General features: G+C 29.5%; 12 protein-coding genes. 1 reads left to right on the forward strand and 11 read right to left on the reverse strand.

Features of this window, described 5'->3' with window-relative positions:
• Positions 1–8: 8 nt before the first annotated feature.
• The 4 genes from ACK2WO_RS00865 to ACK2WO_RS00880 all read right to left on the reverse strand — a co-directional run bounded on the left by ACK2WO_RS00865 (position 9) and on the right by ACK2WO_RS00880 (position 4,431).
• The gene (locus tag ACK2WO_RS00865; RefSeq protein ID WP_414698121.1) at positions 9–677 is read right to left on the reverse strand and encodes a DUF169 domain-containing protein; all 669 of its coding nucleotides are present in this window, start codon (positions 675–677) and stop codon (positions 9–11) included.
• Entirely contained in the window at positions 670–1,506 is an 837-nt protein-coding gene (locus ACK2WO_RS00870) for a DUF169 domain-containing protein (RefSeq protein WP_414698122.1), read from the reverse strand. The genes ACK2WO_RS00865 and ACK2WO_RS00870 overlap by 8 nt, the downstream gene beginning before the upstream one ends.
• Positions 1,507–1,941: 435 nt before the next feature.
• Entirely contained in the window at positions 1,942–3,132 is a 1,191-nt protein-coding gene (locus tag ACK2WO_RS00875) for a MalY/PatB family protein (protein WP_414698123.1), read from the reverse strand.
• A gap of 201 nt (positions 3,133–3,333) precedes the next feature.
• Positions 3,334–4,431, reverse strand: coding sequence for a hypothetical protein (locus ACK2WO_RS00880; RefSeq protein ID WP_414698124.1), 1,098 nt, complete (start codon positions 4,429–4,431; stop codon positions 3,334–3,336).
• 129 nt (positions 4,432–4,560) lie between these two features.
• On the opposite strand from ACK2WO_RS00880, the gene ACK2WO_RS00885 reads away from it, so the two are divergent.
• Positions 4,561–5,304: an HAD family hydrolase gene (locus ACK2WO_RS00885; protein ID WP_414698125.1), complete on the forward strand. Its 744-nt coding sequence runs from the start codon at positions 4,561–4,563 to the stop codon at positions 5,302–5,304.
• Between the two features lie 75 nt (positions 5,305–5,379).
• Here ACK2WO_RS00885 and ACK2WO_RS00890 read toward each other — a convergent pair whose 3' ends face one another.
• The 7 genes from ACK2WO_RS00890 to ACK2WO_RS00920 all read right to left on the reverse strand — a co-directional run bounded on the left by ACK2WO_RS00890 (position 5,380) and on the right by ACK2WO_RS00920 (position 10,150).
• Positions 5,380–5,649: a type II toxin-antitoxin system RelE family toxin gene (locus tag ACK2WO_RS00890; protein ID WP_414698126.1), complete on the reverse strand. Its 270-nt coding sequence runs from the start codon at positions 5,647–5,649 to the stop codon at positions 5,380–5,382.
• Positions 5,639–5,878, reverse strand: a complete 240-nt coding sequence (relB, locus tag ACK2WO_RS00895; protein WP_414698127.1) for a type II toxin-antitoxin system RelB family antitoxin — start codon at positions 5,876–5,878, stop codon at positions 5,639–5,641. The genes ACK2WO_RS00890 and relB overlap by 11 nt, the downstream gene beginning before the upstream one ends.
• A gap of 182 nt (positions 5,879–6,060) precedes the next feature.
• Positions 6,061–6,570: a hypothetical protein gene (locus tag ACK2WO_RS00900; protein WP_414698128.1), complete on the reverse strand. Its 510-nt coding sequence runs from the start codon at positions 6,568–6,570 to the stop codon at positions 6,061–6,063.
• Positions 6,571–6,606: 36 nt separating this feature from the next.
• Positions 6,607–7,044, reverse strand: a complete 438-nt coding sequence (locus ACK2WO_RS00905) for a tetratricopeptide repeat protein (protein ID WP_178411857.1) — start codon at positions 7,042–7,044, stop codon at positions 6,607–6,609.
• Between the two features lie 52 nt (positions 7,045–7,096).
• Entirely contained in the window at positions 7,097–7,954 is an 858-nt protein-coding gene (locus ACK2WO_RS00910; RefSeq protein WP_414698129.1) for a DUF5685 family protein, read from the reverse strand.
• 32 nt (positions 7,955–7,986) lie between these two features.
• On the reverse strand, positions 7,987–9,120 hold the full coding sequence (locus ACK2WO_RS00915) for an iron-containing alcohol dehydrogenase (protein WP_414698130.1): 1,134 nt from the start codon (positions 9,118–9,120) through the stop codon (positions 7,987–7,989).
• 277 nt (positions 9,121–9,397) lie between these two features.
• The gene (locus ACK2WO_RS00920; protein ID WP_414698131.1) at positions 9,398–10,150 is read right to left on the reverse strand and encodes a hypothetical protein; all 753 of its coding nucleotides are present in this window, start codon (positions 10,148–10,150) and stop codon (positions 9,398–9,400) included.
• Positions 10,151–10,194: the final 44 nt, after the last annotated feature.

Here is a 10,194-nt window from a genome sequence, read left to right on the forward strand (position 1 = left end):
TCTTTTAATTATTTTGAGTGTATAGCCAATACCCCATCAGCTATCCCGTAAAATTTATTCATAGGTATACCCATACCTAGTTCACCATGATCACTTAATGTAGATGTTCTTGCTCCACAGCACATAAATGATAGGTTTATATCATTTTTCATAAATGGTTTTGATACCATATCACTACAAGCTGCTGCATTACCTACACTTATATAATTCTGTGGTACTCCATAGCTATATGTATATCCCTGAACTAACTTCATTATACTTTCTGCAAATCCTATTACAACTACCACATCAGCATCATCCATTTCAGATAATGGCATTATTTCTAATCCGTATATCTTCTGTGGAATACGCATAAGGCTATCTGATATATTTCTAGCTATTGCTAAATCAGAATATAACCCTGAATATTTGTGAATTTGCCCTGATTTGAATCCCTCTGATGCAACTGACATCCCTGTCTGAGTAGGTCCTCCAGAACACCCAAAGTTTTCTTTTGTAACTTTAAATTTTCTACCTTTACCAGCTTTACTTATAAAACCACAAAGTCTTATTTTACCGTTAAATTCTTCTGCTGGTGAATTTTCAAAATCTTTTTCATAAACAAGGAATCTAACACCTACTATTTGTCTTTCTAACCCAAGGCAGTCCTGAACTTTTAAAATTGTCTCTTTATTCATTAGAACCCTCCTTATCATTAGAACATGCTTTTATACATTCTTCGCAGTATTCTTCATATTTACTTGCCTGAATTGCGTAATCATAATTCATTACTATTTCAAAGCCTAATTCATCTGGCGAATCAAGTCTTTCTAATATTTTCTTTTTAGGAATATTATTTTCTGTTAGATTGACTGTTTCTAATATACCTTTAAAAATATTTTCTGCAAGGTGAATTGGGAATGACGCTCCCATGCATCCTGCTGAAAAATCAGTTAATTTTCTACAACAATTACTTAACAGACTAACATTTAAATCATTATTCATAAATGGTTTTGAAACTAACTCACTACATATTCCCTGAACACCTATTGAAAGTAAATTTTTATTTACTCCATAGTATCTACTATATCCCTGAGTTAATCTCATCATATCTTTAGCAGTTGCAATAACTATAACAAGATCAGGATTTTCTATTTCTTCAAGCGGAGAAATTATTGCTCCATATATTTCATGAGGAATATATTTTTTTTCATTTTGAACCTGAAAAGCTATTGACTTACTAAGATATTTTCTGTCTTCAAATTCTTTACGACCAGAATATACGTACTCTGGAACCTCTTTTAAACCTATTGCATATGCTGCATCATCACACTCTATTGTAGAAGCATTGCATTTTACTGATTTACCATTGCATGCAAGCTTTACAAGTGAACATAAACTAAGACCTTCATGTTCTTCTGCTGAAGAATCATTATACTCTTTTTCAAGAACTAAAAATCTTAACCCTAGAATTTTATTCTCAAGCCCTAAAGCTTTTGAAACTCTTGTAATTTGTAAATTATCCATAAAAAACCTCCCTTCAATTTTATTATAGATTGTAAACTTTTTTTATTCCAATAGATAGAAACTATTAGACTATCTTTATAAATAGATTTTTTTAATACTGTTTTTTATTTATATTTTTTTATTATTGTTTTAAAAAAGTTAGTTTTTATTTATAATTTAGGAAAAATGTATATTTAATATTTTTATTAATTTGTAAATATTTCTTATCTTATATATATTAATTTAAAGTATAATTTTGCTTTTTTATATATATTTTTTTCAGAATAAATTATAATATTAACATATTCTTTTATATATAAAAACTATGAATACATTAAGTAATATTATTTTTTTCTATAACACGTATTTTACTTATATTCATTTTTTAACAAAAAGGTGCTATAACAAAGCACGAATACTTTATTGTTATAGCACCTTAATTTATATACTTTTTAATTATCTATTTTCAAAAGCTACTTTTATTCTATTCATACATTCTTCTACTATTGATCTTGGACAAGCTATATTTATTCTTTCAAATCCGCTTCCTTCTTCTCCAAACATAGTTCCTTCGTCGAATATTAAGCCAGCTTCTTCAAGCATTATTGTTTCTAATTCTTCTGCAGTTAATCCATATTCATTGAAATCAAGCCATACTAGATAAGTTCCTTCTATTGGTATCATCTTAACTTTTGGAAGATTTTCTTCTACAAAGTTCTTTATGTATTCAACTGTTCCATCTAAGTATTCGTTTAATTCATCTAGCCAATCTTCACTTTCATTGTATGCAGCTATTATAGCTTCTATAGCGAAAGGATTTGGTCCACTCTGAGCTCCACATCTTGAAACTTCTACATTCCAAGCATTTCTAAGTTCTTGAGTGTTTATTATTATATTAGACATCTGCATTCCTGCTAAGTTGAATGTCTTACTTGGAGCTAAACAAGTAACTATATGTTCTTTATATTCTGGGCATAATTTCTGTAGATTTATATGTTTATGTCCTTTTCTTATTAAGTCATTGTGTATTTCATCAGCTATTATGAATACATCGTGTTTTTTACATATTTCAACAACTTTTTTAAGTTCTTCTTCAGTCCATACTCTACCTATTGGGTTATGAGGCGAACAAAGTATCATAACTTTATTATTAGGGTCTGCTGCTTTTTCTTCTAAATCAGCAAAATCCATTGTATATTTTCCATCTTTATATATTAATGGATTGTTTACTACTTTTCTGTTATTTTCTTTTATTTTATTTGTGAATGGATAGTAAACTGGTCTCTGTATTATTACACCGTTATTTTCTTCTGTTAATAATCTTAATAATATAGATATTGCAGGAACTACACCACCACTAAACATTATTGATTCTCTGTCTAATTCCCAGTCAAATCTTCTTTTGTACCATCCTAATATTGCATCGTAGAATCTATCTACTTCTCTAGTACTATATCCAAATACTTTTCTGTCTACAACTTTGTGTGCTGCTTCTAATATAGGTGCTGCTACTTCAAAATCCATGTCAGCTACCCACATTGGTAGAGCGCCTTCTTTTGCTCTAGGGAATGATTTGTCTAAGTTATCCCATTTTATACAGTTTGTGTTTCTTCTTTCTACATAAGCATCAAAATTATATTTGCCCATTTTTTCATCTCCCCAATTTTTGATTTTATTAATAAAAGGGATTACTACATTAATTATAAAATTTTATGTAACAATCCCTAATTATTATTATATTTTAATTTATTATTTATATCTACTCTGAAATTATCTGTTATCAGAATTTTTTATAATTTTTCATATACTATAGTTTTATTCTATCTTTTATATTTGCAATAATCTCATCTATTCCTCATCTAAAAAATCATAAAAATCATCATTCCCAGACTCAACAAAATCATAAAGAGCATTTTGCTCAAAGAACATCGAATCCTGATACTCTAACCCCTTATAATTCACCTTCAACAGACCATTAATATAATCTCTATCTCTCTCAGAATAAGTCCCAACAAAGAACATCCCATCTAAATAATAATAAATAGCCTTAATATCATTGTTTATAACATAAGACATCCTCTTAACATGGTCGTTATTAAAATTAAATCTAGTAAAGAACACTGCATCCTCATCCATATCACTTCTAAGAACAAATGGATTATCTTCATAGAACTTTTCTACAAACTCATCTCCATCTTCAACAGTATAAATATCAACAAACTCTTCCTTGGAAATCTCGTCAAACACCTCAAAATCATACATAGGCTCAGACTCAGAAACAACCATCGAATTTAACTTAAATCCTTTTTCATTTTTTTCTATACTAAGTGCAACTTTACAGAAATAATATCCGTCATTATCTTCATAAATAGTCTCAACAACGTATTTTCCATTTCCTCTTGATGTTACATCTGTTTTTAAAAGTGCTCCATTTATATTTGTTATGTGCATACTTCCTATTTCTTCGCTCTCAGAATAGTATGTAAGTGCTTCTCTATCCCAAGCAACTAATCTCATAACCATATAGTTTACAAATTCTACCTCTTCCTTTACCTCTTTGCATATCTTAGGATATAAGTCGTATATACTTAAATCACTTTTAAAATCGTTAATTATATCTATATAATCTTCAACTTCTCCTGCAAGCTCTTTTCCGTATCTTATATTTCTACTTCCAAAGTGCTGTATTAAAAACTTAGCCTCTTCCTCAGAAATTTCTATTCTATCTGATCCAAGACCTCCCATAAGTCTTTCCTCTTCCATATATGCTTTTTTCTCTGATGGGTTTATTAGTTTTACATAGTCGCAAAGTCCTAATCCCTCAGAATCTAAAAGGAAATATTGCTTTACGTTATTTCCTTTTTCATCTGTGTTATCTATTATCATTCCCATGCTTCCCATAAGTCTAGATTGTGTTATCTTTGCAAAATTAAACTTTAATTCCATGTTTCTTCTCCTCTCAAATTATTTCTCTTATTTACATATTTATATATTAACACAAATTTTTCTGTACTATTTGAATTATTTGCTGTATACTAGTTAGAAATATATATCAGAAGATTGGGGGTAATGCTTATGAAGAAAAGAGCAGCATTTTTCGATATTGACGGAACTCTATACAGAGATTCACTTATGGTAGAACATTTTAAAAAGCTAATAAAATATGAAATTATAGATGAAAAAACTTGGATTGACCATGCTAGAGGAACTTTTTTAAACTGGGACAAAAGACAGGGAAATTACGATGATTATCTTTTAGAAGTTTGTAATTTATATGTAGATTCGCTGACTGGAGTAGATTGGAGAAGTATTGATTTTGCAGCAGACCAGGTTATAAAGACTAAGGCTGACAGGGTGTATAAGTACACACGCTCTCAGATTGAAAGACATTTAAAAAATGGAGATATAGTCATATTTATATCTGGAAGCCCTGATTTCTTAGTTAAAAAAATGGCTGAAAAGTATAACGTCACAGATTATTTAGGAAGTCAGTATATCATAGAAGACGGTAAATTTTCTGGTAAATTAGTTCCTATGTGGGATTCTGAGAGTAAAAATAAAGCAATAAATGAGCTAATTGAAAAATACTATATAAATTTAGATGAGTCTTTCGCATATGGTGATACAAACGGCGATATAAATATGCTTAGAAGAGTTGGGCATCCTGTTGCGATAAACCCTACAAATGAGCTTTTAACTAAACTAAGAGAAGATTCTGTACTAAAAGAAAAGGCAGATATAATCGTAGAAAGAAAAGATATACTTTATAAACTAAAACCTGATGTTCAGGTGTTATCTTATGACGATTTATCAGATTAACAAGCTAATATTTTACATATAAAAAGTGCTGCCATAATGACAGCACTTTTTTCATATACTTTTTACATGTGATTATCAGTTTTTATATATATCTTTTCTATGTCCTATATTAACAACATTAATTACTACTCTATCATCCTCTATATGTGCTAATATACGATAATTTCCAACCCTATAACGCCACGAATCAGATAAATTTCCTTTTAATGCTTTTCCGTACTGTCTTGGATTTTCACAGTCTACAAGATTTTTCTTTATCCAAGCTGCTATTTTAGTAGAGTCTTTTTTATCTATTTTTTTCAAATCTTTTATGGCACTCTTAGTGAATTCAACTTTATATTTCAATTCCTAATTCCTCCATAGCTTCATCGAATGAATATGTTGTTTTATCTTCTTCAAATTCTTTCATAGCTGTTTCATATGCCGCTAAGTCGTAGGAATCTTCTATTTTTTCCATAACAGCATCTCTAATAAATTGAGAACTAGATACGTTATAGAAATCAGCAAATTCTTTTATTATTTTTTTATCCTTACTAGATAATCTTATAGTCATAGTACTTTCACTTTTGCTCATAAAAATCCCCTCCTTGATAATTTTATTGTAACACATTTGTATTACTTTTCCAATTTCAATATTAACACGTTATCAATTAATATTTAAAAAGTGCCAAATATAAAAAAATAGGTTACTAAGTTAATAATAACCATTTTATAAATTATTTATTAACTCAGTAACCTTTTTATTTTAGTTTTATTTTAGTCTAAGTATTTACTTATATTTTTTCTCAATTTATTTTCGTACATTCTTATAAACTGGCTATAGAACAAATCGTAAATTAAAAACGTTATGTTCAATCCTATAAATAGCACAAACATGTATTTTATCTCTGTTAAAAAACTCTTTAGTACAAAATACATTATAACAAATACTATATTTGCAAATACAATTTTCATACCATACTCTGCACCCATAGACCTACCTCTTTCAATAAGAGATTTTACTAATCCATAAAGTGCAAAAGATATTGCATATACAAACCATTGTACTTTATTTCCTATTATCATGAACGATAGTATAATAGACGCAAGCGTAAAAATAGTACCTGTTTTTTCTCCAAATTCAATAATAACAATTGAAGAGATAAATGATGCAAGCACCATAAAGAAAATTGTATTCATCGGAACAAAGTTTATAAGCATAAAGAATATTGCTTCAAGTGCTAGTAAAATTCCCCCGAAAGCCATTTTTTTACTTACATTTTCCATATTAAGACTTCCATTTCAATTTTAAATTTCAATAAATTAACAACAGCTTATAAAGTCTCCACCCATACATTCACAGCATGAGTCTAAGCACCATAACTGACAGCAAGTGTCCGTACAATCGTCGCCACAGCAACAGCAACAACATGGGCAGCAACCACCTGAGTCATATCTTCTTCTCTCGTTGTAGTATCTAGCTCTGTCATCGTAGTCATTTCTATATGAGCTAAACTGATTATATGCTGCATTATATTCTTGATTTTCAGGATCCATAAATCTTGCTCTTTTTATATAATCTTCGCCTTCTTCATATCTACCCATTTTCATTGCAGCAGTTCCAGTCAGGAAGAACCACTCAGCATTTCTATCACTTGAAACTACTTCTTTAAGCATTCTGTATGCATCTGCAAATCTTCTATTTGCTATTAAATTTCTAGCTTCGATATAAACATTTCTATTCATTGCTTCTCCGTACATGACTTTCTCCTTCCTTTCACTAAATTTTGTATATTTTAATAAATCTTATCATTTAATTTATATGACTTACATCGCCATTTTTATCTTTTCCATCCCCGTATAATATATTCTTATATCTCAAGTATACACCAGAATAGATTATATTTTCTATTATACCAAGATTTCTTTTAATATTTAACATATCTATATTTCTTCCAAGCATCCCTAAGCTCATAGAAATAATTCTCTCTACTTTTTTCTTTAATTCTTCACTCTTTGGCTCAAATTCTTTAAATGGGTTATATCTACCCTTCTGTAAATCCTCTTCTAAATCTTCGTATGCATCTAATACATATATATACTTACCTATATTAAATCCTATTTCCCTTAATCTGTCCTCAAACTCATCTTTCTTGTATGCGAATATTTCTCCCATTAAATTTCCAAATGTGTTTGAAACATCATCTAGGTTTGTAGATTCTTCTTTTTCTAATTCTTCAAGCTCTGAAAGACATTTTTTTATATACTCTGCTTTTTCACTGTATTTATTGTAAGCCTCTTTCAAACTTCCTTTATATACATTATACGCCAACTTATCTTTAATTCCACCATCGTCCTTTACATTATCTTCTAATTTGAAATGTGTTAAAAGGACATTCATAGCAGCTGCATATTCTGTTATTTCATTTACTTGAACCTTTTTCTTTTTTATAGGGTTTGCTATACAAACTTCCTCTGTTATCTTTGATTCTGGATTATAAACCGCAGATAAAAGTACAATTAAAAAGGTTACATCGTAGTTTAGAGAAAATCTAGATATTTGACCATGATTCTTTTTTAAAGTTTTACAAAGTCCACAGTAATAACTTTTATAGTGTTCATACTCTCTAAAAGTTAAATCCATTTTATTTATTTTTACATATCCAAACATTCATTGTCCTCTTTTTTATAAATCATTTATTTTTATAAAGATTTTATATATATTTCTCTTACTTCTTCTTTTGTAAATTCTTTTGGATGATTGTTTATATTTCCTATAGATACTTTAAATGCATTTTCTACCATCCAATCTACATCACTTTCTTCTATTCCTAAATCTTTAAGAGTAACATCTAGTCCTATTCTCTTTAAGAATCCTCTTATGCTGTCAGCACAGTCTAAAGCACTATTTCCACCTAAAAGAGCTGATATAGCTGCATATCTTTCTGGATCACTTTCCCAAGATGCTTCAACTATTGCAGGTGTAAGAGCTGCTAATCCCTCTCCATGAACTATATTTTTAAGCCCACTCGCTGGATGTTCTAATGCATGTGGAAGTGCACAACTTGAACAACCTATAGCCATACCTGCTAGCATACTTCCTAGAGTTACTTTTTCCCATACTTCATAATTTACTTCTTCATCGTTTACAGCATTTTCTGCGTTATCTGCTATTAATTTCATAGCATAAAGTGCATATGCATCTGATAATGGAGTACGTTTTTTACTTACAGCCGATTCCATTGCATGTGCAGCAGCGTCAAATATTACAGAAGCTTTTACTCTTTTAGGCATAGTTACCATAAGCTCTGGGTCTACTATTGATACTTTTCCATATATAGCAGGTGTTCTAAGAGATTTCTTATCATTATTTTTATCATCTGTTAAAACAGAATAACAGTTTCCTTCACTACCAGTTCCAGATGTTGTAGGTACTAATATTAATGGAAGTGCTTTTTCTGATGTTCTTTCTCCGTACATATACTCTCTTACATCACCTTCATTTACAGCCATTAACGCTATTGCTTTAGCCGCATCCATTATACTTCCACCACCAAGTGCAACTACGACATCACAGTTTTCTACATTTGCTATTCTAGCTCCTTCTTCAACTGTCGATATTAAAGGATTCCGTGTTACTTCATTAAATATAGCACCTTCTATTCCTTCTTTAGCTAAAAGTTCGACTGCCCTATCTAAAAGTCCTGATTTTCTAGAACTAGTTCTTCCTGTTACTATAAGTGCTTTTTTCCCATATTTTGCGGTTTCTTTTCCTAATTCGTTTACTTTTCCGCATCCAAATATTATATTTACTGGTAAGTTGTAGTTAAATTCCATTATAAATCTCCTCATTTCCTAAAAAATATATTTCATATTCATTACTTACTTTATTTTTTACTACTTATACTAATTATATCAGTTAATTGTTTTTAATCAATGAAGATTATTTGAACATTAATTCAAATTTAATTCTTACCTTGAAAAAGAGAGTCCCTACTTTCTGCTGATAAATTCGGTACTCTCTTTTTCTCTTCTTAACCTTAAATTTTATGTAAACTGTATTTAGATTTTTATCTTTTTTACATTTTGGAAAACTTTTTATATTTTGCAAAATTTATTTATTATAAAGACTATTTAAAAAGCTGAAAAAATCATTTAAATCATTCATACTAGCTGGATATACCTCTTCATCATCTTTTTTAGGAGTTTCTTCTTCTTTTTTGTCGTCTACAACAAATTTAAATCCTAATCTTACTCCAAATAATTCTTCAGAAACATCCCGTAAGAATCTTAGATACTGAGTTTCCATTATCTGAACAACTCTTACATCGCCAACACGTACAACAACTGTTCCCATCTTGTAGTCTATCTGCTTGCTATCTTTAAATAAAGCCTTGTATACTGCTGGACTGATTAGTTCTTGTATTCTTCCTAACATAACCTTCCATACATCCATTGCATCTATTCTATTTATATCGGCTTCTTCTTTGTATTCTTCTTTTTCTTCAGGTTTTTCTTCCTCTTCTGGTCTTTTTACCTCTATAGTACTATCATCTTCTTCTTTTTCTTCTTTCTGATAGCCCTTTGATAACTGTATTTCTGCTATTTTTCTAAGACCTAATTCTATTATATCGTCTTCACTTAAAAATACGATATTAATTCCATAACTTATTCCAGACTTAGCTATTATATAAGTCTTTATCATTTCTATAATTTCAGGACTTATCTGTTCATTTATTTTTGCTATATCTGATATTATGTATAGAGTGTTTCCACTAAATTTTATCTTTCTTACACTTTCTATTACACTGCTTAATTCTGATTGAAGGCTGTTTAGAGTCTCTTTGGTAAATTGTTCTATATTCATAATTGCCCTCCTTATTTTTTACTATATCTATAGATTTATTCTAT

Origin of the sequence: Peptacetobacter sp. AB845, from assembly GCF_047528295.1 — a bacterium.
Taxonomy (GTDB): Bacteria; Bacillota; Clostridia; order Peptostreptococcales; family Peptostreptococcaceae; genus Peptacetobacter.

Bases quoted from the DNA above. Each gene is read 5' to 3' on its own strand.
- ACK2WO_RS00865 (WP_414698121.1), bottom strand. From the start codon at position 677: ATGAATAAAGAGACAATTTTAAAAGTTCAGGACTGCCTTGGGTTAGAA.
- ACK2WO_RS00870 (WP_414698122.1), bottom strand. From the start codon at position 1,506: ATGGATAATTTACAAATTACAAGAGTTTCAAAAGCTTTAGGGCTTGAG.
- ACK2WO_RS00875 (WP_414698123.1), bottom strand. From the start codon at position 3,132: ATGGGCAAATATAATTTTGATGCTTATGTAGAAAGAAGAAACACAAAC.
- ACK2WO_RS00880 (WP_414698124.1), bottom strand. From the start codon at position 4,431: ATGGAATTAAAGTTTAATTTTGCAAAGATAACACAATCTAGACTTATG.
- ACK2WO_RS00885 (WP_414698125.1), top strand. From the start codon at position 4,561: ATGAAGAAAAGAGCAGCATTTTTCGATATTGACGGAACTCTATACAGA.
- relB (WP_414698127.1), bottom strand. From the start codon at position 5,878: ATGAGCAAAAGTGAAAGTACTATGACTATAAGATTATCTAGTAAGGAT.
- ACK2WO_RS00900 (WP_414698128.1), bottom strand. From the start codon at position 6,570: ATGGAAAATGTAAGTAAAAAAATGGCTTTCGGGGGAATTTTACTAGCA.
- ACK2WO_RS00905 (WP_178411857.1), bottom strand. From the start codon at position 7,044: ATGTACGGAGAAGCAATGAATAGAAATGTTTATATCGAAGCTAGAAAT.
- ACK2WO_RS00910 (WP_414698129.1), bottom strand. From the start codon at position 7,954: ATGTTTGGATATGTAAAAATAAATAAAATGGATTTAACTTTTAGAGAG.
- ACK2WO_RS00915 (WP_414698130.1), bottom strand. From the start codon at position 9,120: ATGGAATTTAACTACAACTTACCAGTAAATATAATATTTGGATGCGGA.
- ACK2WO_RS00920 (WP_414698131.1), bottom strand. From the start codon at position 10,150: ATGAATATAGAACAATTTACCAAAGAGACTCTAAACAGCCTTCAATCA.